General features: G+C 44.0%; 27 protein-coding genes. 24 read left to right on the top strand and 3 right to left on the bottom strand.

The genetic code is table 11. The features are described from left to right. The first annotated feature begins 21 nt into the window (after window positions 1-21). Window positions 22-1,152 carry a helix-turn-helix domain-containing protein gene (locus PULV_RS19570; protein ID WP_193332852.1) on the top strand — a complete coding sequence of 377 codons (1,131 nt, stop codon included), beginning with the start codon at window positions 22-24 and terminating at the stop codon, window positions 1,150-1,152. A gap of 47 nt (window positions 1,153-1,199) precedes the next feature. On the opposite strand, the gene PULV_RS19575 is transcribed toward PULV_RS19570, so the two are convergent. Both PULV_RS19575 and proB read right to left on the bottom strand, forming a co-directional pair. Further along, complete coding sequence (locus PULV_RS19575; protein WP_193332853.1) at window positions 1,200-2,447, bottom strand: glutamate-5-semialdehyde dehydrogenase; 1,248 nt, start codon at window positions 2,445-2,447, stop codon at window positions 1,200-1,202. Next, a complete protein-coding gene (proB, locus tag PULV_RS19580; protein ID WP_193332855.1) occupies window positions 2,444-3,544 on the bottom strand; it encodes a glutamate 5-kinase in 1,101 nt (366 codons plus the stop codon). The genes PULV_RS19575 and proB overlap by 4 nt, the downstream gene beginning before the upstream one ends. Window positions 3,545-4,033: 489 nt before the next feature. On the opposite strand from proB, the gene PULV_RS19585 reads away from it, so the two are divergent. From PULV_RS19585 to PULV_RS19695, 23 genes are all read left to right on the top strand, one after another. Then, a complete protein-coding gene (locus tag PULV_RS19585; RefSeq protein ID WP_086745596.1) occupies window positions 4,034-4,519 on the top strand; it encodes a MarR family winged helix-turn-helix transcriptional regulator in 486 nt (161 codons plus the stop codon). Window positions 4,520-4,537: 18 nt separating this feature from the next. Further along, entirely contained in the window at window positions 4,538-5,188 is a 651-nt protein-coding gene (locus tag PULV_RS19590) for a GDSL-type esterase/lipase family protein (protein ID WP_193332857.1), read from the top strand. A 91-nt stretch (window positions 5,189-5,279) separates the two neighbouring features. Continuing rightward, a complete protein-coding gene (locus PULV_RS19595; RefSeq protein ID WP_193332859.1) occupies window positions 5,280-5,501 on the top strand; it encodes a hypothetical protein in 222 nt (73 codons plus the stop codon). A 262-nt stretch (window positions 5,502-5,763) separates the two neighbouring features. Further along, window positions 5,764-6,495, top strand: coding sequence for a beta-ketoacyl synthase chain length factor (locus PULV_RS19600; RefSeq protein WP_193332861.1), 732 nt, complete (start codon window positions 5,764-5,766; stop codon window positions 6,493-6,495). Between the two features lie 13 nt (window positions 6,496-6,508). Further along, window positions 6,509-7,261 carry a lysophospholipid acyltransferase family protein gene (locus PULV_RS19605; RefSeq protein ID WP_193332924.1) on the top strand — a complete coding sequence of 251 codons (753 nt, stop codon included), beginning with the start codon at window positions 6,509-6,511 and terminating at the stop codon, window positions 7,259-7,261. Next, window positions 7,254-7,517, top strand: coding sequence for a phosphopantetheine-binding protein (locus PULV_RS19610; RefSeq protein ID WP_086745434.1), 264 nt, complete (start codon window positions 7,254-7,256; stop codon window positions 7,515-7,517). The genes PULV_RS19605 and PULV_RS19610 overlap by 8 nt, the downstream gene beginning before the upstream one ends. A gap of 6 nt (window positions 7,518-7,523) precedes the next feature. Beyond that, window positions 7,524-7,769: an acyl carrier protein gene (locus tag PULV_RS19615; RefSeq protein ID WP_086745435.1), complete on the top strand. Its 246-nt coding sequence runs from the start codon at window positions 7,524-7,526 to the stop codon at window positions 7,767-7,769. A gap of 1 nt (window position 7,770) precedes the next feature. Further along, window positions 7,771-8,337 (top strand): COG4648 family protein, encoded by a 567-nt coding sequence (locus PULV_RS19620; protein WP_193332863.1) that lies wholly within the window; start codon window positions 7,771-7,773, stop codon window positions 8,335-8,337. Further along, the gene (locus PULV_RS19625) at window positions 8,334-9,710 is read left to right on the top strand and encodes an AMP-binding protein (protein ID WP_193332865.1); all 1,377 of its coding nucleotides are present in this window, start codon (window positions 8,334-8,336) and stop codon (window positions 9,708-9,710) included. Before PULV_RS19620 ends, PULV_RS19625 begins: the two co-directional genes overlap by 4 nt. Continuing rightward, a complete protein-coding gene (locus tag PULV_RS19630) occupies window positions 9,697-10,059 on the top strand; it encodes an ApeI family dehydratase (RefSeq protein WP_086745438.1) in 363 nt (120 codons plus the stop codon). The genes PULV_RS19625 and PULV_RS19630 overlap by 14 nt, the downstream gene beginning before the upstream one ends. Continuing rightward, on the top strand, window positions 10,056-10,799 hold the full coding sequence (locus PULV_RS19635; RefSeq protein ID WP_193332866.1) for a glycosyltransferase family 2 protein: 744 nt from the start codon (window positions 10,056-10,058) through the stop codon (window positions 10,797-10,799). Before PULV_RS19630 ends, PULV_RS19635 begins: the two co-directional genes overlap by 4 nt. Then, entirely contained in the window at window positions 10,789-11,730 is a 942-nt protein-coding gene (locus tag PULV_RS19640; protein WP_193332867.1) for an LpxL/LpxP family acyltransferase, read from the top strand. The genes PULV_RS19635 and PULV_RS19640 overlap by 11 nt, the downstream gene beginning before the upstream one ends. A gap of 18 nt (window positions 11,731-11,748) precedes the next feature. Beyond that, the gene (locus PULV_RS19645) at window positions 11,749-13,293 is read left to right on the top strand and encodes an HAL/PAL/TAL family ammonia-lyase (RefSeq protein WP_193332868.1); all 1,545 of its coding nucleotides are present in this window, start codon (window positions 11,749-11,751) and stop codon (window positions 13,291-13,293) included. Next, complete coding sequence (locus PULV_RS19650) at window positions 13,286-13,720, top strand: acyl-CoA thioesterase (RefSeq protein ID WP_086745442.1); 435 nt, start codon at window positions 13,286-13,288, stop codon at window positions 13,718-13,720. The genes PULV_RS19645 and PULV_RS19650 overlap by 8 nt, the downstream gene beginning before the upstream one ends. Further along, window positions 13,713-14,252 (top strand): LolA family protein, encoded by a 540-nt coding sequence (locus tag PULV_RS19655; RefSeq protein WP_193332869.1) that lies wholly within the window; start codon window positions 13,713-13,715, stop codon window positions 14,250-14,252. The genes PULV_RS19650 and PULV_RS19655 overlap by 8 nt, the downstream gene beginning before the upstream one ends. Beyond that, window positions 14,249-16,525: an MMPL family transporter gene (locus PULV_RS19660; RefSeq protein ID WP_193332870.1), complete on the top strand. Its 2,277-nt coding sequence runs from the start codon at window positions 14,249-14,251 to the stop codon at window positions 16,523-16,525. Before PULV_RS19655 ends, PULV_RS19660 begins: the two co-directional genes overlap by 4 nt. Continuing rightward, window positions 16,506-17,753: an NAD(P)/FAD-dependent oxidoreductase gene (locus PULV_RS19665; RefSeq protein WP_193332871.1), complete on the top strand. Its 1,248-nt coding sequence runs from the start codon at window positions 16,506-16,508 to the stop codon at window positions 17,751-17,753. Before PULV_RS19660 ends, PULV_RS19665 begins: the two co-directional genes overlap by 20 nt. Next, window positions 17,738-18,292, top strand: coding sequence for a DUF3261 domain-containing protein (locus tag PULV_RS19670; RefSeq protein ID WP_193332872.1), 555 nt, complete (start codon window positions 17,738-17,740; stop codon window positions 18,290-18,292). The genes PULV_RS19665 and PULV_RS19670 overlap by 16 nt, the downstream gene beginning before the upstream one ends. A gap of 5 nt (window positions 18,293-18,297) precedes the next feature. Further along, window positions 18,298-19,470, top strand: a complete 1,173-nt coding sequence (locus tag PULV_RS19675) for a beta-ketoacyl-ACP synthase (RefSeq protein ID WP_193332873.1) — start codon at window positions 18,298-18,300, stop codon at window positions 19,468-19,470. A 1-nt stretch (window position 19,471) separates the two neighbouring features. Then, window positions 19,472-19,927 carry an ApeP family dehydratase gene (locus tag PULV_RS19680; RefSeq protein ID WP_193332874.1) on the top strand — a complete coding sequence of 152 codons (456 nt, stop codon included), beginning with the start codon at window positions 19,472-19,474 and terminating at the stop codon, window positions 19,925-19,927. Next, window positions 19,924-20,649, top strand: coding sequence for a 3-ketoacyl-ACP reductase FabG2 (locus PULV_RS19685; protein WP_193332875.1), 726 nt, complete (start codon window positions 19,924-19,926; stop codon window positions 20,647-20,649). The genes PULV_RS19680 and PULV_RS19685 overlap by 4 nt, the downstream gene beginning before the upstream one ends. Beyond that, complete coding sequence (locus PULV_RS19690; protein WP_193332876.1) at window positions 20,649-21,875, top strand: beta-ketoacyl-ACP synthase; 1,227 nt, start codon at window positions 20,649-20,651, stop codon at window positions 21,873-21,875. The genes PULV_RS19685 and PULV_RS19690 overlap by 1 nt, the downstream gene beginning before the upstream one ends. Before the next feature lie 223 nt (window positions 21,876-22,098). Next, the gene (locus PULV_RS19695; RefSeq protein WP_193332877.1) at window positions 22,099-22,635 is read left to right on the top strand and encodes a CIA30 family protein; all 537 of its coding nucleotides are present in this window, start codon (window positions 22,099-22,101) and stop codon (window positions 22,633-22,635) included. A gap of 54 nt (window positions 22,636-22,689) precedes the next feature. Here the strand turns inward: PULV_RS19695 and PULV_RS19700 are convergent, their stop codons facing one another. After that, window positions 22,690-23,382 carry a hypothetical protein gene (locus PULV_RS19700; RefSeq protein WP_193332878.1) on the bottom strand — a complete coding sequence of 231 codons (693 nt, stop codon included), beginning with the start codon at window positions 23,380-23,382 and terminating at the stop codon, window positions 22,690-22,692. Window positions 23,383-23,399 lie beyond the last annotated feature (17 nt).

Here is a 23,399-nt window from a genome sequence, read left to right on the forward strand (position 1 = left end):
CTAAGCAAAACAAGGGATTCAATGGATACAGAGATGGAGTGGTACAAAGCGTGGTTTATTTTTTATATCGCGATTGGTGGTTGGACGTGTTTGTTTTTGTCGCTCAAGCAAAAAGGCGATAACTCAGTTAAAGCACTTTTAATCGGCTTAATTGTTTTGCTGCTGACTCCCGCAGTCGATGCTTATACGCAACTTGTGTTCGATGCCCCCATCCCCATTTTGCAGTCAATCCGCTTTAATTTAACTTGGGTGTATGGGCCTTTGATGCTCTTGCTGGTGCAGCGAGTATTAATACTAAAAGGAAGCGAGAAGCAAACTAATTGGCTGGTATTAGGGCATTTTGTGCCTTTTGTTATCGTGGCTACCATGCAATTGAACCAGATTATGATTCCTATCAGTGTGTTTGTGACAGGATTTTTTTTGCAGGTGTTTTCATATTTAGCCCTGAGCTTTTATCAGTTACTGTCTTGTAAAGCTAAGCTCAAAAGGTTGGCTTTGGAGTTTAGTGATACCAGTTATTTTTGGTTGTTATTTTTAATCGCTGGTCTGGCGGTTGCGATGGCGGTGGATCTCGTGGTTGTGGTGATGATGATCAAGCAATGGCAGGTCGATTTAAATTTATTGAATCTTTATGCTTGTGGACTCGGGTTGTTTGTGTGCTTGATTGCAGTGTTAACTGTGATTGATACGCCAATCTTATTCACTCATTCAGATGAACCTGTAACTAGCAACACCCTCTCACCGAATACACCTCAGGTACTTCGCGAACTTGAACTCAGTCCGAGCATGGTGGTAGCGCTGAGTGATACCTTACAGCATGTGATCCAAACGCAAGAGCCTCATCTCGATAGTGATATTTCATTGGCAAAACTCGCTGACTTATTGGGGATCAGTAGTCATCAATTGTCTGAGTTACTCAATGTTCATCTTGATACAAACTTTTATGACTTTTTAAATCAGCATCGACTTATCGCAGCAATCACTTTGTTAGAGCGCGCTGATGTGCGTTTATCGATATCAGAAATTGTATATCAATCGGGGTTTAATAATCGCAGTACATTTTATAAGGTATTTAAAGCAAAATTTTCGCAAACGCCGAGCGATTATCGCCGCGCGCTTATTGCTAAAAATGCCTTTAAAGCTCATCCATAAAATGCAAAAAGGAGCGCGCCATCTTGCAGCGATGGCGCAAAATAGTACTAGGCGCGAACTTGGCCTTCTCCAGATACGAGGTATTTTTCAGTGGTTAAAGATTCTAATCCCATTGGACCATAAGCGTGTAATTTAGTGGTTGCGATCCCTATTTCGGCTCCTAAGCCAAGCTCACTGCCATCTGAAAAACGCGATGAGGCATTGATCATCACCACTGAGGCATCCACTAAACGTTGAAATTGCGCTGCGCGTATTGGGTCTTGAGTACAAATCACTTCCGTATGATTACTACCAAACTGGTGAATATGATCTAATGCTTGTGACATGCTATCCACCACTTTAATGGCAATCTCAAGATCCAAATATTCTTGGCCGAACTGCTTATCGCTGAGTAATGTCGCCTCATCAAAAAATGCGCAGGCGGTTTCACATGCATTGATTTTGACGTTATGCATTTTTAGCGCATAAGAGGCTAAGGGTAAAAATTTAGCCATAATATCTCGGTGCACAATTAACCCTTCTAAGGCATTGCAGACACCGGTGCGCTGGGTTTTACCATTGAGTAATAAATTAATAGCGACTTCTAAATCAGCTTCTTTATCAATATATAAATGACATACGCCTTTAAAATGCTGAATAACCGGTATTTTACTGTTATCGGTCACAAAATTTATTAATCCTTCGCCACCGCGAGGAATAATCACATCAATATGATCACGTTGTTGCATTAAATCCATCAGCAGTGAGCGTTCAGCCGTTGGGATCACAGTCACAAGCGCTGGGGGCAATTCAAACGAGATCAAGACATCTTGCAGTATTTTAGCAATTGCTTTGCTTGAATGAAGTGCTTCTTTACCACCACGAAGGATGACTGCATTGCCTGATTTAAAACACAAGGCCGCCGCGTCTGCAGTGACATTGGGGCGTGCTTCAAAAATCATACACACCACGCCTAAAGGCATGCGCATTTTGCTAATTTTTAGACCATTTGGCTGAGTACCCAAATCCCGTAATTGCCCAACTGGGTCGGGTAATACCGCAATGGTTTCAATGCCTTTGGCCATGGCTTCGATGCGATCTTCGTTAAGCGTTAAACGGTCAAGCATGGCCGCAGGTAAGTTATCTGCTTCTGCTTGGGCTAAATCTTTAAAATTTGCCGCCAAAATAGCTTGAGCTTGCTCGCGTATATTGGTTGCCATGGTCCGTAAAACGGTGTTTTTAGTTTCTTCTTTTAATGCTAACAATGCACGAGCAGCCAATGACGCTTGTTGTGATAAGTCTGTAATTAAGTTCATGCGTTCTCCAGTACGGCTAAATGTTTTTTCGAGATAATTGAGTGATGTTGTGGCTGAATTGCTGAGGATGAATCACTGCTATCTTCTTGTTTGATATAGTTTAATAGGCAGCTACTATAATTTGCTGTAGCTTTGGCGACCTGTGTGCCATCGTCTGTGGTGAGTAAAATTGTGTCACCGACTGAAAATTCCCCTTTCACAGCGATAATGTCGTCACTGGTTAAGACTTCATTACTATCAGTAAAACCTGTTTTATCTTCATCAATCACCACTTCACCACAGGCTTTAGTGGTATGGGTCATCCAATGTTGGCTAGGCTCCATTGGGGTTTCATAGCCAATAAAATGACTGCCAGGGTTTTGACCTTCAAGCAAATTATGAAAGGAGTGAGCTTCAAAACCATTGACAATGAAGGTATCAATCCCTTGCGCTGTCGCTTTTTCGGCCGCTTCGATTTTGGTTTGCATTCCACCCGTGCCAGTTGAGCTAATCGCCCCGCCCGCCATTTGATAAATGCGCTCGTCGATGGTGTCGATTGTTTTTAATAAGGTCGCATCACTGAATTTATGCGGATTTTTATCGTACAAACCATTCACATCAGTACACATGATAAACGCATCTGCATCGACAGCTGCAGCAGTCATTGCAGCCAAATTATCGTTATCACCCACTTTTAACTCTTCAGAAGTCACTGTGTCGTTTTCATTGACGATAGGAATAATGCCATTATCGAGTAATGAATTAATGGTTTCTTTGATGCTGACATAGCGCTCGCGGTCGCATAAATCAGCATGTGTGAGCAGAATTTGGGCAACAGGTAAATTGATAAGTCTGTCCCACATGGCCATCATGCTGGTTTGTCCGGCCGCCGCCATCGCTTTTTTAATTGCCATTGAAGGAGCGGGATCATTAAACCACTGCCTGCCTGCTGCCACAGAGCCTGATGAGACTAAGACGACTTGTTGGTCATTAAGTCGGCACTGATGGATGAATTGAGCAATATTTTTTAAGTATTTTTCACTGCAACCTGAGTTTGTCGGTGCGATTAACGCACTGCCTACTTTAATGACTAAGCGTTGTTTATCTGTAATCGACATACGTCCTCTTTTTTCATTAATGTGAGAGTGAAATAACGGGTTGAAAAGCGCTGGGTAGCCGCAAGGGCTTCAAAACGTGCGGATGGGTCTGAAGGATAGTTCAATACACAAGCAGCGTTGTCTTGTGCTGGTATTGCCCTATTTAAGAGAGTCATTATTTGCCTGTTTTCATTTGTATTCAATCGATAAAAAGGTTAGTGAAAAACGCAATTTATAGATTAAATATAATTTAATTTATTTTAAAACAACTAACTAAGAGCTGTTTGCAGAGTAAAACAGAGTTATTGAGTAAGAATGGAAGAGTTAATCACATTCACCACTAATAATTCGTATTCTAACTATTATAGTGAGGCTAAACTGTTTAAAGATCAACCCCTAATCTCGCGCTTGTTCATAACCAATTGTTTTAAATTGTTTTTATTTTTACCTTTTAAAATTGTATGCAAATTTGTTAGAATTAGATCTATTCGTGCTGTATTGAGTTGTAAGATGAAAAAATATGAAGAACTGCTGGTTTCGATTCGACAAGTTATTCGAGCAATCGATTTATATTCTAAAAAATTAAGTAAAGAAACAGGGCTGACTAGCCCGCAGTTACTGGTGTTACAAGCGATTGCAGAACAAGACGGTGTGATGGTTAAGCAAATTGCTGAACGGATTAATTTAAGCTCGGCAACCATAACAAGTATTTTAGATCGCCTCGAGGCAAGAGATTTTGTGCTGCGCGAACGCTCTACTACAGACAAACGTAAAGTTGGGATCTCCCTGACAGAAAAAGGCATCGAGATTATCAAAGACTCACCTAAGCCACTGCAAGAACACTTTATTGCTCGCTTTGAAGCGATGGAAGAGTGGGAACAATCACAAATGTTGGCAACAATGCAACGTATGGTGAGCATGATGGATGCGGAAGATTTAGATGCATCCCCAGTCCTTGAGGTCGGTTTACTCCAAAAGCAAAATCCAGAAAAGTAGTCAGGGTACTCAGTAATAATGTCATCTATTTTGTGTTTCGGTGATTCAAATACGTGGGGGTTATGCCCAGCATCAGGCCAACGATTATCTAAAGAGCAGCGCTGGCCCTGTGTGCTTGAAACGCTTCTTAACCAGTCGTCTTTAACTCAAGGCGTTGAGGTGATTGAAGCGGGGCTGCCAAATCGCACTTTGTTGCGTCAATGTGCGTTTTCAGAAGCGCACGCTGGCAGGCACTCTTTACTTAATTTGCTGCATCAACACCAACCAAAATATATCGTGATTATGCTGGGTACTAATGATTTAAAAGCCAAATATCACTATCAACCTGCTGACTTTGCGCTAGGTCTCGACAGCTTGCTTAGCCAAATTTTTGCGTTTTATCGTGAGCATTTCTCCTTTACTACTAAGTTAGTGGTGCTTGCGCCCTTGGCACCATTACCTGTTGGGCAATATCAGCGTATTTATGCTGGTGCAGCCGATAAATTGCCTGAAGTGATCGCTGGCTTTGCTAAGGTGTGTGAGCAGTATCAAATCAATTTTATTGATAGTAATCAGTTTGTCGGTGCTTGTCCTAATGAGGGCGTGCACTTGAGTGCGGCTCAGCATCAACGACTCGCAGAGGTACTTGTACCATTATTTGATAAGAGTGTTGCTGACGAACCAATGTGATCTTAATACGACACATTTGTTTACGATCCAGTACTTGGCAGGTTGTTAAAGCTTTGTTAAGTTAAAATAGGTTTGATAAAAAGGAGCACACATGAATAACGATTTTAAAGGGCTTTGCTTGTTTTTAGGCATGATTGGCTTGGCATACGTCGCGATGTTATTGGTGTTATTGGCGTTTACAGGATTAAAAATCGTTAAGAGCATTTTAGTTATTTTTGTTCTCTCGAGCAGCTTAGTGGCCTTTGGATTAAAGTCCGAAGTAAAAGCCCGCCTGATTCGTGTGGTTAAACGAAAGCTGTCCCCACACATCTAACCACTGAAAACCTTACAGGTTTTTTAGCCTTGTAGACTTGCTAAGTGGTGATTGTCTGTGAACACTTGCTTTATTAATTAATGTGTTTTTAGCAATAATAAGCAAGTGCTCGAGCGCAGCTCATTGCTGCGCAATAGAGTTAATCACAGTGTGCTGCGCCCCACACTTACAATCTTTTACAACAAGATCACATTCTATTGTTGCCAAAATTCAACATTTTCACTAATATTTGCGCCTTTTTATACGCAAGGAATGCTGTTGCATGCTCATTTATATCGATAATATCTCGCTTTACACGACAGCGCAGACGTTATCTATGCCTGCTCGGCGTTTTTTATTGCAAGAGGACGGTCAACTCCCCCCTTTGGTGTGGGTGCCGGCCATGCAGCGTAGACGTTTGAGTTCTTTTGCAAAAATGGCCCTACAAGTTGCCTATTGTGCGACTTTGCAAGGCACGAGTCCTTGCCCTGTTGTGTTTGCATCTCGCCATGGTGATTTACACCGCACCTCAAAAATCATCACAGATATGGTCACGGAACATGAAATTTCGCCGACTTCATTTGGGTTGTCGGTTCATAATGCGGTGGTGGGGTTATGGTCTATTTTGACCTGCAATCGCAACGAGATGAATGCCATCAGTGCAGGAAAAGACAGCTTTTTAGCTGCATTGATTGAAACATGTGCCTACCTGAAAACGCATTCGGTCGATTCTTTATTAGTTATTTATGCCGATCAAGTGTTGCCTGCACCTTACGATATCTACCAAGATGAGCAACAAGCAGATGTGGCGCTTGGTTTTCGAGTCAGTTTATCGCCTTTTTCTGACTCTTCTTTAGAAGAGAATACTAGCATCGCAATTGAGTTATCACCGAGCACCCATCAGGCGCCATCCACAGATTCATTGCAAGCGTTACAGTTTATTGATTGGCTTGCGGGTGAGCAACAAGTCTTGCCTATCGGGCAGTCTATGCAGTGGGAATGTCGCCGTGTTTAATTACTTAGAACGGATGTGGCGGATCCTGGCCACTGGCTTGTGTTTCAGTGTGTTTGGTGTGGGTGGTTTACTGCTAACTGTGCTTGTTTTTCCATTGCAGCGTCTGTGTTATCGCAATGATGTGGCGCGTAATCGCGTTGCCCGAAAAACAGTGCATTACGGGTTTAAATTTTTTGTGACTTTGATGTCGATTACCCGAGTGATATCTTTTAGTGTTATCGAACAACATCGTTTTGCCCAGCTAAAAGGGCAGTTGGTTTTAGCCAATCACCCATCACTGATTGATGTGGTGGTCTTGATATCGGTAATACCCAATGCAGACTGTGTTGTAAAAGCGCATTTATTTCGTAACCCTTTTATTCGAGGAGTGATTCAGTCTACAGGTTACATCAGCAATGAATCCCCAGAAGGGTTATTACAAGATTGTGAACAAAGCTTACGTGCAGGCAATAACTTGATTGTATTTCCCGAAGGAACACGCACCACACCGGGTCAAGCCCTTCACTTTAAGCGAGGGGCGGCTAACATCGCTTTGCGATGTCAGGCACCGATTTCCCTTGTTGGTATTTCAATGCAGCCGTCAACTTTAACTAAATCAGAAGCTTGGTATCAAGTGGCGAAAAAGCGGGCGCATTTTAAAATGTGGCTATCAGACTCGATATGTGACCGCAGTGTTTTGCCTACAAATACGTTGGCGCAGCAAGCAAGACAGTTAACCCAAACGCTTGAGACTTTTTTTAAACAGGAATTAATCACCCATGAGTGACATATTAAAACAAGAAATTAAACAGCTTATTATCGATTCACTCGATTTAGAAGATATCACAGCCGATGACATTATTGATGACGAGCCGCTGTTCATAGAAGGCCTCGGACTTGATAGCATCGATGCACTTGAATTAGGTTTAGCGATAAAAAAACGCTACGAGGTGAAAATAGAGGCCAATTCAGAGCAAACAAAACAGTCTTTTTCCTCTGTTAATGCCTTAGCAGAGTTTATTCAGCAAAACAAAGCGCAGTAGGTTGTAATGAAAAACCAAGATGAAATTTTAGCGGTATTAACCACCATTTTAGTTGATGATTTTGAAGTGGAGGCCGACGACATTCACTTAAAAGCAAATCTGTACTCTGAACTTGATTTAGACAGTATCGACGCTGTAGATCTTGTGGTTAAATTACGCGAAATTACGGGTAAAAAGATTGAACCTGAAGTGTTCAAGCAAGTTCGTACCATCGAAGATGTTGTGGTCGAAATAGAAAAACTTGTGGGTTAATGTGCTTAAAACCACTCTGAGTATCGTATTGATAATCATCGGGGTATGTTACCCTGCGATAGTCTATTTTGGGCTTGCATACTTCGAACTCAATACGGTCTTGTTGGCTTTGCTTGGTGTATTGGTGCTTCGCATCATGTTGACAAGAAAAAAAGTCACTATTGCGCCTTGGTTTATCCCCGCTTCGCTGTTAGGCGGGATGTGCTTGGTCGGCGCGATTGGGTGGCAAAGTACCCTAGTTGCATCACTTTACCCTGTTATTATCAGTAGCGTGATGTTAGTCAGTTTTAGCTATTCGCTATGGCGAGGGCCAAGTGTGATTGAAACCTTCGCGCGCCTTCAAGAGCCCGAACTCGATGAGCGGGGTGTGCGGTATACTCGTAAAGTGACACAAGTGTGGTGCGGTTTTTTTGTCATTAACATAGGTATTGCCAGTTGGACGGTATTCTCCCAAGATCTCGCCCTTTGGGCACTTTACAATGGATTTATTTCGTACTGTTTGATGGGCGTTTTACTCGGTGGTGAGTTTATTTTTCGTCAATGGTACAAACAGCGCGCGCAGTCATGATTCATCCCCAATTATTGCAACAACCTCAGTTATTTTACCGTAGCAACCACTCTCATTTGTGTGGACGGGAGTTTGCAACGCAAGTAAAGCAATTGAGTGCTCAACTTGAGCAATATTGTCACCAACATCAGATCAAGCAAGTGCTGTTATATCATCCCGACAGTGTGCAATTTAGCCTTTGGTTACTGGCATTGTTAACGGTCAATATTGATATTGTGCTACCAGCCAATGGCCAGCCGCAAAGTATCAAGGATGCCTCTGAGCAATGTGATGCACTGGTGGGTCACTTTGAAAACCTTGCAATCAAACGTGATATCACGCAGGTTATTCCGCACGTAATTATTCCCAGTGCCGCACTTTTTACGAACTGGCAGTGGCCTGATAAATGCTGTCAGAGCCAACTGACTTTTTTTACGTCAGGGAGTCAAGGTGCAGCCAAAGCTATCAACAAAGCCTGGTGGCAGTTAAATCTAGAAGTTGATACGTTAGCGCAAACGTTTTCGCTCAATCAAGCAAGCACTGTACTTAGCACTGTTTCTCATCAGCATATCTATGGTTTGTTGTTCAAATTACTGTGGCCCTTAAAAGCGGGAGCGACGATTGTGAGCACGTTGTTTGATTACCCTGAGCAATTAGCGCAGGCATGTGCTGAACATCATGAGATCACGTTGATTGCCAGCCCTGCTTATTTATCGCGACTCGCGCAAGATGATGTACTGGCACACTATGCAAAAAACCTCGAACACGTATTTTCCTCTGGCGGGCCACTGAGTGACACTGTAGCCTACCAACTGGCTGAAAATTGGCATCTACCCATCACGCAAGTATATGGCAGTACCGAAACTGGAGGCATTGCATATCGGCGTTTGACCGAGCGCCAATCGACTGCTTGGCAGCCATTTAATGGGATGAGTCTGTCCAATGTCGCAGGCACGCAACAAATGTGTTTAAATTCAGCCTATTTGCCCGATAAAGATATCTTGCTGGATGATTTAGGGCTCGTACATCAAAATGGCCAGTTTGAATTACTCGGACGGATAGATCGCACTATTAAACTTGAAGAAAAACGAGTTAATTTAGATGCTGTTGAGCGCCATATTGCGTCATTAGCACAAGTGAGCGAAGTAAAAATAATCGTATTACAAGGGGCACGCAGGTGTTTAGGCTGCGTAATACAATTGGCGGCTAATGTGCAATTACCCAGTAGCAATGTACAGAAAAGGGAGCTGAATCAAATGATTAAGTCCCATCTGTTATTGCATTTTGAATCAGTCTGTTTACCTCGTAAGTTTCGGTATCTCACACACATGCCTTATAATTCGCAAGGAAAATTAGTGTTGTCTCAGTTGGAGAAACTTTTTGAATCAGCTTAATTGTATTACGCCTCAAGTACTGAATGTGACGCATCAGGATCCTTTGCTGGAAATGACATTATTTGTGCCATCTGAACTGGACTATTTTAAAGGTCATTTTAATGTTGCTCCTATTTTAGCGGGGGTGGTGCAGCTCGACTGGGCGGTCAAATACGCTAAGCAGTATTTAGGCTTAGCTGATTTAGCAGTACAAAATGTTGAGGTGCTGAAGTTTCAAGTGGTGATCGTCCCTGATATGACTATCACCCTGAAAATCGAAAAAAAGTCAGAGACTAAATTTGTCTTTAGTTATCATTCGCTACGGGGTCAGCATGCATCTGGGCGAGTGGTTCTGGGCCACCCACTATGAGTTATTGCATTATCATCCCTAATTATAATCATCGCAGTGTCATCGCTGATGTGTTGGCGGATTTAAGTCAATTGCAATTGCCTATTGTGATGGTCAATGACGGCAGCGACCCGGCTATCAGCGCTTACTTTGAGACGTTAACGGCGCAGTTTTCTTGCTTAACTTTAGTGACGCACAGCGAAAACCAAGGCAAAGGTGCGGCGGTGCAAACTGGGTTACGGACCGCTCAAAAAATGGGGTGCAGTCATGCAATTCAGGTCGATGCAGACGGACAGCATCAGTTGCGCGATGTTGCTCACTTGCTGCAATTGTCAGAGCAACAGCCAAACTGTGTCATCAGTGGTCAGCCTGTTTATGATGAAAGTGTGCCTAAACACCGTTTATACAGTCGGTACATTACGCACTTTTGGGTTTGGGTTGAAACCTTATCGTTTGCGATTAAAGATTCAATGTGTGGGTTTCGTGTTTATCCGGTGGATGCCACCGTTGCGTTGTTAGACACGGTTTCACTTGGCAAACGAATGGATTTTGATATTGAAATACTCGTGCGCTTATATTGGCGAGGCGTGGGCACAGTGTTTTTTCCAACTCAGGTCATTTACCCCGAAGACGGTATCTCACATTTTAGACCCCTTGAAGATAACATTGCAATCAGCTGGATGCACACTCGTTTGTTTTTTGGCATGTTAGTGCGCAGTCCTATGTTACTGCTTCGTAAGGTGCGCCGTTATGGCAACTAAACATTGGTCAAAAATGGCCGAAAGAGGCAGTTATCTCGGAATGCGCTTTTTATTGCTCAGTTACCGAGTTTTAGGGCGCACTGGGCTATGGATTGTGTTATTTCCAGTGGTGTTTTATTTCTATTGTACGGGGCGCGTGGCACGAACAGCATCGCTGGATTTTTTACGTCGTGTCGCACAATATCAGCATCAGACGACGCAGCCTGGATTTTGGCAGGGACTCAAGCATTTTATGAGCTTTGCAGATTCTGCCTTTGATAAAATAGACGCTTGGACAGGGCGGATCAGCGCACAGGACATCGACTACGAAAATCACGCATTGTTTGAACAACTGCAAAACAGTGGCCAAGGTGCGGTGTTTATTGGTTCGCACTTAGGGAATTTAGAAGTGTGCCGTGCATTGAGTGTGGGTCGTTATCAAGTCAAAATTAATGTATTAGTATTTACCCATCATGCGGTTGAGTTTAATCGCACTCTGCAAAAAATTAGTCCGAATGTAAATGTTGACCTCATTCAAGTCACTGATATGAACCCTGAACTTGCGATTATTTTGCAACAAAAAATTGATGCTGGCGAAGTAGTGGTGATTGTGGGCGATCGCACTAGTACTTCGGTGTCACAAAGGGTCAGTTATTGTGATTTTTTAGGCGCACCAGCTCCATTTTCGCAAGGGCCGTTTATTTTGGCTGCCGTGTTGGACTGCCCCGTTTATTTGTTATTTTGTTTAAAGCACAAAAACCGCTACCGAGTCATTTTTGAATCGTTTGCAGAGCAATTAACTTTGCCACGAAAAACTCGTCAAGCCGCGTTGCAATCGGTCATTCAGCGTTATGCGGACCGATTAGCATTTTTTAGTTTACAAGCCCCGTATCAATGGTTTAACTTTTTTGATTTTTGGCAAAAAGACGATTGCGTCTCTCGTGATGATTAACTTGGAGTATTTATTTTAGTGTCTACTTTATCCCCACTTGTGTTTGGCCAAGGCCGTATTAGTATCGAAGATATTGTTGCGTTGGCTCAATCAAATCAACAGGTGCAGCTTGCTGGTGATGCCGATTTTTGCCAAAAAATTGATGCGGGTGTCGCATTTCTCGATAGCTTATTAAAAGAAGATGGGGTGATTTATGGTGTCACCACGGGCTATGGGGATTCTGTTACACGAGGCGTGCCAGTGCATTTGGCGTATGAATTACCGCTGCACCTGACTCGTTTTCATGGCTGTGGGTTAGGCACAATGTTTACCCCGGAACAAGGCAGAGCTATTTTAGCCACCCGTTTGACTTCGCTGAGCCAAGGCTACTCTGGTGTGAGTTGGGCACTGCTTAAGTTACTGCGCGATTTTATCAATCATGACATAGTGCCGGTTATTCCTGAAGAAGGCTCGGTGGGTGCCAGTGGTGATTTGACGCCGCTTTCATACGTTGCGGGAGCATTGGTGGGTGAGCGTGACGTGTATTATCAAGGTGAGATTAAAAAGAGCCTAGAGGTGATGAAATCTCTGAATCTGACGCCGCTAACGCTGAGACCAAAAGAGGGATTAGCCATCATGAACGGCACAGCTGTGATGACGGCGTTAGCTTGTTTAGCGTTTTCCCGCGCCGAATACCTTACAAAGTTAGCCACCCGAGTCACGTCCATGATCAGTGCGGCAATGCTTGGCAACAGCCATCATTTTGACGATATTTTATTTTCAGTTAAACCCCATGCAGGGCAACAGCAAGTCGCGGCTTGGATCCGTGATGACTTAAATCACCACGGTCATCCACGCAACGCAGACCGATTGCAAGACCGCTATTCAATCCGCTGTGCACCGCACATTATTGGCGTGTTGGCCGATTGTTTACCTTGGTTTAGGCAAATGATTGAAAACGAGCTTAATTCCGCTAATGATAACCCGATCATTGATGGCATTGGTGAGCACGTGCTGCATGGTGGGCATTTTTATGGGGGTCATATTGCGATGGCTATGGACAGCATGAAAACTGCGGTTGCAAATTTGGCAGACTTAGCCGATCGCCAAATAGCGTCGTTAGTCGACACTAAATTTAATAACGGCTTAGCGGCCAATTTGTCTGATTGTGAAGGCGAGCGTCAGTTTATTAATCATGGTTTTAAAGCCGTGCAAATTGGTGCGTCAGCCTACACCGCAGAAGCACTTAAGTTGACTATGCCGGCAAGTGTTTTTTCGCGTTCAACCGAATGCCATAATCAAGATAAAGTCAGCATGGGTACCATTGCCGCGCGCGATAGTCTTCGTGTGTTGCAATTAACCGAGCAAGTGTTAGCCAGCACATTATTGGCTGCTGTGCAGGCCTTGAGATTACGCTTTAAACATCAAGAAATCGCACCTGAATCATTATCGGCTCCAATGATGGCGATGTATCAAGACATTGCTGATTACTTTCCAACCGTCAGTGAAGATCGCCCACTTGAGCAGGCATTACGCTTCACTGTTGATGCAATTCAAACCCAACGTTGGGCGTTATATGAATAGCAAACGGGCACTATTGAGTACGCAAGTAGAAATTGAGATCCCTTTTCATGATTGCGATCCGATGCAAGTGGTCTGGCATGGTAATTATGCCCGCTACTTTGAAGTGGCGCGCTGTGAATTACTGCGCTTATTTGATTATGATTATGAGCAAATGCAAGAGTCTGGTTATATGTGGCCCATTGTTGATATGCGCACTAAATACATTGCACCGCTGCGTTTTAGACAAAAAGTGACCATAACAGCTCATTTAAAAGAGTATCAGCACCGTTTAAAACTCGATTATATTATCACTGACTCAAAGTCGGGACAGGTACTCACCAAAGGTTATACCGTCCAAGTTGCTGTGGCGATAGCCGATCAACAAATGCAATATGTCAGTCCTGATGTGTTGTTAACTCAATTAAAAAAGGTTATCTCAGTTGAATAAATGGTTAATATTGGCGCTGCTGTTTGTATTACCTGTCGCGCCTTTGTGGGCCGATGAGGCGCTCAATCAAGCCTTAGCCCGCTTTGTTGTTAATGACACTGAACTGCAAACAGGGCATTACCAGCAAGAAAAATATTTTAAATCATTGTCTCAGCCAATGCGCTCACAAGGGACATTTCGTGTGTCGCGTGATGAATTTGTTTGGCAACAACTGAGCCCAATTAGTAATACGCTCACCTTGTCGCAGGGGACGTTAATCAACACAGATTATCGAAATAAACAGCAAGTTATCCAAGGTGCGGATGCCTTTTTAAATCTATTATCTGCGCTTTTAACCGTGCAATCGCAGCAAATAGCCGAATTTTTTACTTTAAGTGACGTGACTGAACATTGTGTCAAATTAACCCCTCATCAAGGTGCGCTTTCTGAGGTGTTTGCATTAGTGACGCTTTGTGGGCAAACACAAGTCGAAAAACTGCTGTTAGATGAGCACAACGGCAACCGCACTGACATCAGGTTGCAATTTAAATGAATCAGTCATTTATAAAAGGACATCGCTTAGCCGCTATGGGGGCGATAGTCGTCAGTTGCGTGATGGTTGCCCTGCTTATTTTGGCTTGGCAACAGGATAAAATTCAATTTAGCGGTGATATTTTAGCGGCGCTACCCAGTCAACAACAACGTGATCCTGAGCAGCAATTGGCCAGTGATGCGTTTTACCAACGTAGCCAATCACGTTTGATGTTAAGTATCCGTGGAAAGCAGGCTGTGCTCGGTGCCAAGCATTTAGCGTCAGAGTTAACGGCTATTGAAGGTCTTACGTTAGATCAACCCAATGTGCCTGATTTTAATCAGTTGATTCGGTTTTACAGCCAATTTCCAGGGGCATTGTCGAGTCTGAATTATCAGCAGCAGACCACCTCTGCAGAAGCGGTCAGCGATTACTTTTTTAGCCAATTAACCCGTTTAAATAACCCATTTGTCTCAGCCACTTTGGCTGATGATCCGAGCTTATCGACCGCGGCGTTTTTAGAACATATCATGAGCCAAAATGGCGGTTTGACCGTCGAGCAAGGCGTTTTGACGACGGAGTTTGAAGGGCAAAAAGTGGCACTGCTGCTGTATGATGTCGCACCACAGTATCAGGGGATCCGCGCTGCAGTCCAATTGAGCGAGCAACTACTCAGCGCTGTGACTTCCAGTCATGAGGCGTATCCGGTAACAATTGCTCATTCAGGTGTGGTGTTTCATACCGCCGCGAATGCAAAGCAAGCTGAATACGAAATAACGGTGCTAGGTGGGATCAGCGTATTGCTGTTATTGATTGTTGTGCTGATGGTCTTTCGCTCAGTCACGCCGATTATCTTGGCCAGCTTAACAATACTGATGGCGTGTTTGTTTGGATTTGTGGCATTAGTATGGGTATTTGATCATGTGCAGTTGCTCAGCTTAGTGTTTGCTATGACCTTGATAGGCATTGCCATTGATTACTGTTTCCACGGTTTAACGGACGCTAAGCACGCAAACTCAGCCAGCATGTCTTACAGTACTCAAAAAGCCATGGTGATTGGGTTTGTGACTACGTGTTTGGGGTATGTATTGCTGTGTTTATCGCCTTTGGCAATTCTTAAGCAAGTAGCGGTGTTTGTTATTTTTGGTCTATTTGGCGCACTTGTGTTTGCTTTGTTTGCGTTGGTGCCGCTTTACAATAAACTCAGCGCCACAAGCTCACAGCACCACACATTGCCAACAATACAATTAGATTGGCTAGCCAAAAAAGGGCGTAAGGTGACTGGCGCGATTTTTTTACTTGCCTGTTTATTATTGCTGTTAAAACCCATCACGTTTAATGATGATATTCGTTTATTAAATGGTTCGCCAGATTCGTTAATTGCCAATGAACAGCATAACTTAGCGGTGCTTGGGAAGTTATCTCAACGGCATTATTTAATCTGGGGCAGTGACTTACAACACGCTTTACAGCAGCAAGAAGCGTTGCAATCATGGCTCGATGTCCATGCGCCTTTGGCTCAACTTGATGGTTTGGCGCGTTGGTTACCCTCGCTCGCATTACAGCAACACAACCTGCAAGACTTTAAACAAAAACGCGACAGCGGTTATTTTACTGATATTTCAGCGCAATTGGGATTAGTGATCCCAGCGGCTACATCGGCGCAATTATTAACTCCAGAGCATTTTTCTCATTCAGTCCTTGGGCAACTGATGCCGCTTTATGTGGTGCATCAAGCACAAAACACGGCTTTATGGGTGGCCGTGAGCGGACTGGATAATGACACTCATCAAGCATTCATCGACGCGAACAGCACACTGCAAGCTTTGGCTAAAAGTAGCGAAATAACCACGGTACTAGGTCATTACCGCGAGCAACTGATGTGGGTGATAGTGGCGATGGTGGTGGCGAGCTGTGGTATTTTTATCTGGATGTTTGAAGGGCGAACAGCATTTCGCAGTGTTGTCGTTTTTGCTGTGTCAGCCTGTTTCACGTTAGCGTTTGCCAATATTATTCAAGGGCACCTCAACGTGTTTAATTTATTGTCACTGATATTACTGTTTGCGCTCGCCATCGATTACATGGTGTTTTATCGCAGCCAAGGACTTAAAAACAGTGCGGTGCTGGCCATTACATTGTCGGCTGTTTCGTCTGCATTGGTTTTTGGCATGTTGATTTGGAGTCACACACCGGCGGTTTATAGCTTTGGGTTAACCTTAATGATCGGCTTATTGGTGATATACCTGTTATCACCACAAATGATAGGGAAAGAAGATGCAAACGCAACACTATGATGTCGTGATTATTGGTGCTGGGCCGGCGGGTAGCTTAGCAGCTAGTTTGTTGCACCAAGGGGGGCGTCGTGTATTAGTGCTTGAAAAAGAACAATTTCCTCGGTTTTCTATTGGTGAGAGTTTATTACCACAATCGATGGTTTTTCTGGAGCAAGCCGGTTTATTGCAAAACGTTGAGCAACATGCTGAACAGTTAGGGTTTCAGTTTAAAAATGGAGCTGCTTTTCATCGCGCTGGTGTTGATACTCAATTTGATTTTACCGAAAAATTTACCCCAGGCCCGGGTACCACTTTTCAAGTAAAACGAGCGTTGTTTGACAAAACACTCGCTGATACCGCACAGCAGCAAGGAGTCGAGATTCGCTATCAGCACTCGGTGCAAGCATGCCAAACTAGCTCTGAACGGGCGCAATTGACTGTGTTAGACACAGAGGGTGTGGCGTATCAGGTCAATGCTGAATTTGTCCTCGATGCCAGTGGTTTTGGTCGAGTGTTACCGCGTTTATTGCAATTAGAAAAATCATCAGAGTTTGCCGTACGCTGTTCGTTCTTTGCTCACTTTAATGACAAAATTGACTGTGATGTCTTTGATCGTAATAAAATCTTAATTACCGTTCACCCAGAGCACCATGATATTTGGTATTGGCTAATCCCATTTTCAGATGGCACAGCCAGTGTTGGGGTGGTGATTGATCCTGTGCATTTGGCAGGACAAGACTTAGATTTATGTGATGACATTTTACAAGGTTACCTCGCACAAGACCCAAATTTAGCGCGTTTATTATCACAGGCTGAGCAAATCGTGCCTGCTCGTAAAATTCAGGGCTACTCTGCTGATGTGACCAGCTTGTATGGGCCGCGTTTTGCCCTGCTTGGCAATGCTGGGGAATTTTTAGATCCGGTTTTTTCATCGGGCGTGACCATTGCCCTGCGCTCGGCGGCGTTAATTGCTCCGTTAGTTGAGCGCTATTTAGCCGGTGAAGACGTTGATTTTGAAATCGAATACAGTCAAGCACTCAAGCAAGGTGTGAACTGTTTTAAAACCTTTGTAAAAGCTTGGTATGATCAGCGTTTTCAAGATGTGATCTTTCATCAGCAACAAGATGACACAGTGAAAAAAATGATTAGCTCGATTTTGGCCGGTTACGCGTGGGATGAATCCAACCCATATGTTAAACAGAGCGAGCGGCGTTTAAATGTATTGGCAGAGCTATGTCAAAGCAGTTAATTCGCCTCACTTTTATCGTGCTGCTGGGGGCGTTACTAGGCGCGTGCAGTAGCCTGACGACGAGCCAACATCCGGTGATATTGTCTTCGGGTGTTGCCTTGACCTTGACTGCACCCCCAGAGGGATTAGTTGGTCAAACAATCAGTCAGTTACTTGAAATTGACTATCAGGGCGAGCAACATTCGTTACTGGCACAGGTGCAGTTTCAGCCAAACGGCTTGAATTTAGTTGCCACTTCAGTGCAAGGTCTCCCTGTCTTTGAGCTGACTTACATTGATGGTGAAGGGATCAACGCACAGCGTTATGTGCCAGTTGCTGAGTTTGATTTTGAGTACATAGTCGCAGATATCCAGTTGGCACTTTGGCCGATGAGTTCACTTGAACAAAGCTTAATGCAAGGCGAAATGCACATGGTTTCGGACGGGTTTGCGCTGCATGCCAATGGTGACATGAGTGTGCGCGTACACAAGACAGACTCAATCACTGTTATCCAACATTTTACACGTCACTATCAGTTGACGATTACCACTTTAGAGTAACTAAAATGAGCGTAGGTTTAGCCGATTTAGGGATTATTTGTACGTTAGGTGATGATAAATCATCGGTACTCGCCACTGTGATCAGTCCAACGAGTCGACCGCAAACATGTTTAAGCTTTGATCAACAGTTGAGTTTAAGTGAACGCAATTATTGGGTTGGTAAAGTAAGGCAGCCATTACCTATGATTGTCGAGCCGCAATTTAATACCCGAAATAATCAATTAATTCGCCATGCATTTGAACAAATACAGAAAAATTTTGAGTGTATTAGACAGCACGTTGATCCTCAGCGGATTGCGGTGATAATGGGCACCAGCACTTCAGGAATTGATAGCGGAGAAGCCGCGCGAGAAAAGCTGTTAGAAGGCGGACAGTTTCCGAATGATTTTTATTACAGCCAGCAAGAATTAAACGCACCAGCTGAGTATATTGCTCATTTGGCTGGAGCCAAAGGGGTACGTTTTGGAATTTCTACCGCATGCAGTTCGAGCGGCAAGGCATTATTAAGCGCCAAAGCACTGATCGAAGCCGATTTTGCCGATGTTGTGTTATGCGGTGGGGTGGATAGTTTGTGTAAAATGACCGTCAATGGCTTTAGCGCCCTAGACTCGACTGCCCATGAGTTTTGTCAGCCGTTCGCGGCCGAGCGAGATGGCATTAATATCGCAGAAGGCGCTGCTTTATTTATCATGACACGTGAGAGCGGGGCAGTGAATTTGCTCGGTGGCGGCGCAAGTTCCGATGCGTATCATGTCTCTGCTCCAGAGCCCACCGGCACTGGCGCAATTGCCGCCATGGAGCAGGCTTTGCAACAAGCCAATCTCAGTGCGTCAGAGATTGATTATGTCAATGCCCATGGTACCGGCACCGTCAAAAACGATGCGATGGAAAGCACGGCTTTGGCGACTCTTTTTGGCACTTGCGTCCCAGTGAGCTCTACCAAGGCGCTCACTGGTCATACGCTTGGTGCTGCTGGTGCGATAGAAGCTGGAATTTGTTGGTTATTATTGAGTGAACTCAATTCACATCAACGCTTACCTGTGCATTTTGGGCAAATCGATCCAACGTGTGATCACATCATGTTTAGCCAAGGAAACGCACAAAATAAGCTGCAGTATTGCCTGTCAAACTCGTTTGCATTTGGTGGCAATAATGTTGCGTTGGTTTTAGGGAATTAAGATGAATCAGTATGCCATAGAGCAAGTATTACCTCACGATGCACCGATGATTTTACTCTGTGAATTAATTAGTTACCATGATGAAGGCGCCACGGCGTTGGTCAATATTGATACGCATAGCCCTTTTTATGATCAGCAATATGACGGTGTACCGAGTTATATCGGCACCGAATATATGGCACAAGCTATCGCTGCGTATGCGGGGGCACTCGCCCTTGATGAAGGACGCCCTGTTCATATCGGTTTTTTATTAGGCACTCGAAAGTACCAAACCGAGCTAGGGTATTTTTCAACAGGCTCACAGTTGCACATTACAGTGCAAAAATTACTCGAAGATGAATCGGGGTTAAGTGTGTTTGAATGCAGCATTTCGTGCGGTGAAAACACCCTCGCGACAGCTAAAATTAATGTCTTTCAACCACATGATCCAGAACAATTTTTAAAGGAACAACAATGACATCACGTGTACTCGTAACCGGCTCAAGTAGAGGCATAGGTAAAGAAATCGCACTGCGTTTAGCACGCCAAGGCTATGACATTACGTTGCATTGCCGTTCAGGAATTGATCATGCCAAAGCGGTTCAGGCCGAGATTCAAGCGATGGGACGTGATGCGTCGATTTTACAATTTGATGTGTGTGATCGCGCCGCGGCTAAAACACAAATTAGCGAAGATATTGCAGCATACGGTGCCTATTATGGTGTGATTTGTAATGCTGGCGTGACCCGTGATATGGCATTTCCAGCGATGGAAGGCGATGATTGGGATGCAGTTATTCGCACCGGCCTTGATGGTTTTTACAATGTTGTTCACCCGACAGTGATGACTATGGTGCAAGCTCGTAAAGGCGGGCGGATCATCACGATGGCATCGGTTTCAGGGATTGCGGGTAACCGTGGCCAAGTCAATTACAGTGCCGCCAAAGCTGGCATCATCGGGGCGACCAAAGCACTTGCTTTGGAGTTGGCTAAGCGAAAAATCACCGTCAATTGTGTTGCGCCCGGTTTGGTCGAAACAGACATGACCGCCGATTTACATTTAGATGAAATGATGAAAATGATCCCACTGCGCAGAATGGCCACAGTGCAAGAAGTCGCAGGGACAGTGGCATTTTTAATGTCAGACGATGCAGGGTATATCACGCGTCAGGTTATTTCTTTAAATGGCGGAATTGTGTAATGAAACGAGTGGTGATTACAGGCATGTCGGCCATAACGGCACTGGGTGATAATTGGCCAAAAGTGCGTGAAGGATTAGAAAAAGCCGAAAATGCCGTGGTCAGTATGCCTGAGTGGCGATATATCAATGGGTTAAATACTAATTTAGCCGCGCCGATCACTGATTTTAGCAAGCCAGCCCACTATACCCGTAAGCAAACACGCTCAATGGGTAGAGTGTCATTGATGTCGACTTTTGCCACAGAGCGTGCTCTCGAGCAAGCGCAATTACTTGATCATCCGAGTTTAACCAATGGCGATACCGGTATTGCATATGGTTCATCAGTAGGCTCAACTGCACCCTTGATGGCATTTGGAAAAATGATGGAAACCGGCGAGATGTCCGGTGTAACAGCAACCAGTTATATTCAAATGATGGCGCATACTGCGCCGGTCAATGTCGGTGTGTTTTTTGGGATTAAAGGACGAGTGATTACCACAAGTTCAGCCTGTACATCGGGCTCTCAAGGGATTGGTTATGCCTATGAGGCGATTAAATTTGGCCGTCAAAAGCTGATGGTTGCAGGGGGCGCAGAAGAGCTGTGCATAACCGAAGCCGCTGTTTTTGATACCTTATACGCGACAAGTTGCAAAAACGATAGCCCAAAACATACTCCCAGACCCTTTGATAAAGACCGCGATGGGCTAGTGATTGGTGAAGGAGCGTGTACTTTAGTATTAGAAGAATACGAACATGCAGTCGCACGGGGGGCCACCATTATTGCTGAAATCGTTGGCTTTGGTTGTAATTCTGATGGCATGCATGTTACTCAGCCTACGTCAGCAACGATGCAAGTGGCCATAGAGCAAGCCATTGAAGATGCAGGGATTTCGCCACAGCAAATTGGGTATGTGAATGCACACGGTACATCCACCGATCGTGGTGATATCGCAGAATCACAAGCAACCTACGCAGCACTTGGCGCAGCGCCAATTAGTTCGTTAAAGAGTTATCTGGGTCATACGCTCGGTGCCTGTGGCGCGATTGAGGCTTGGGCCAGTATCAATATGATGCATGACAATTGGTTTGCACCCACCATTAATCTTGAGCATGTCGATCCTGAGTGCGCACCTTTGGATTACATCCAGCACTTCGGCCGCGAGATTCAAACCGAGTATGTGATGAGTAATAATTTTGCGTTTGGTGGCATTAATACCTCACTGATTTTTAAGCGCTTTACACATTAAGGTTTAACCTAGATAACAAGCCGATAACGCAGTCAACATGAACAACAAACGCTGTCTGAAGGAGAGAGCAATCTATCTCGGTTCATTTCATATTGAGGTAAAACTGCATTGTGTACACACCTAAATTGAACGGCAAGGTACGAGTTTTTGGAAAGTGATCAGCATCTGAGTAATCTAAACCTTGAGTGGACTCGTATGACAACTCAATGAAAGGAGCAAACAGATGACCCAACCACAGCGCGTGTTGTGCAGCACATTGTTATTAACCGCTTTACCATCGTTAGCCATTGATTTGACCCAATTGCAATGGACTGTTGTTAACGATACCGTCATGGGCGGGCGTTCCGACAGCACCTTGCGTTTACGCGATGGGGTGGTGATGTTTAGTGGTGAGGTGAGTTTAGCGAATAATGGTGGCTTTGCCTCAGTGCGTGCACCTTACACAACTGCTGCTGGTGGGGCCAAAGCCCTGTATTTAACCGTAACAGGAGATGGCAAACGCTACCAACTGCGTTTACGAGTTGATCAATATTTAGATGGCCCTGCGTTTGTGTATTCATTTCAGACTCAGGCTAATCAGCAACAAACATGGGTGATCAGTGAGCAAGATTTCACCTTACAATTTCGCGGGCGCAAGGTGTCTTCTGATTATCAGCTTAATTTTTCAGACGTACGAGCGATAGGTTTTATGATTAGCGTAAAACAAGCGGGACCCTTTCAATTGGGGATCAACGAGTTGCTGTTTGTTGAACAGGTGTGAATGTTGTTAATTAGCATAAAGTTTGTCATAACTCGCACATTTAAATAGATGCTCTTACGCAGCATTCGTTTGTTTTAAATGAGTTTCTTTCAGTTTTTCTTTTAACTTAAGTAAATAAGGTTTATTGGCGATGAGTGTACTCAATTGGCCATTAAAGCTATATATCTGATTCATTTTGGGCAAAGTAAGCTGGCCTTTTAATAAACTAAGGGCACAAGTCAAATTGATGAAATTAAAATACAAAATGAACTGCTGTATCAGATTAGTCTTGGTGATCTGTAAACCAAGCTTACGTGCGGTACGAGGGTTTAAAATATAGCTGGTGGCGTTGATTTGAATGTGATCTGGCGGTTGATGTTCGTATTGATTAATTAAAGTAAGCAGCCCGTCAACATAGGCTTGGAACACTTGTTTTTTGCGTGCTTGAGCAGATTGAGTGAAATCGAGGCTAAAGTAATAGTCAAATAGGCTGCCACTATGCAACGTAATGGCGTTATGTTTGATTTTTTCTGCTATTAACAATGGTGAGTAATACACTAAGCTACCATTTTTCACGCCACTGGGGACATCGACAAAAGGAGCAAAAACGGACAGTGATAAAGCAAAAATAAATAGACTTAAAAATGCCAACCCGCTAACCAACAGCACCATGCCGATCAATAAATTAAAGCCAAGTAATAAACCAGTGAGCTTGAATAAAAATAGCCGCTGTTGACCTTTGGTCAGTGCATAATAACGATGCTTCATGTTTATTCATCCTTTTA

It is taken from the genome of Pseudoalteromonas ulvae UL12 (assembly GCF_014925405.1).
GTDB lineage: Bacteria > Pseudomonadota > Gammaproteobacteria > Enterobacterales > Alteromonadaceae > Pseudoalteromonas > Pseudoalteromonas ulvae.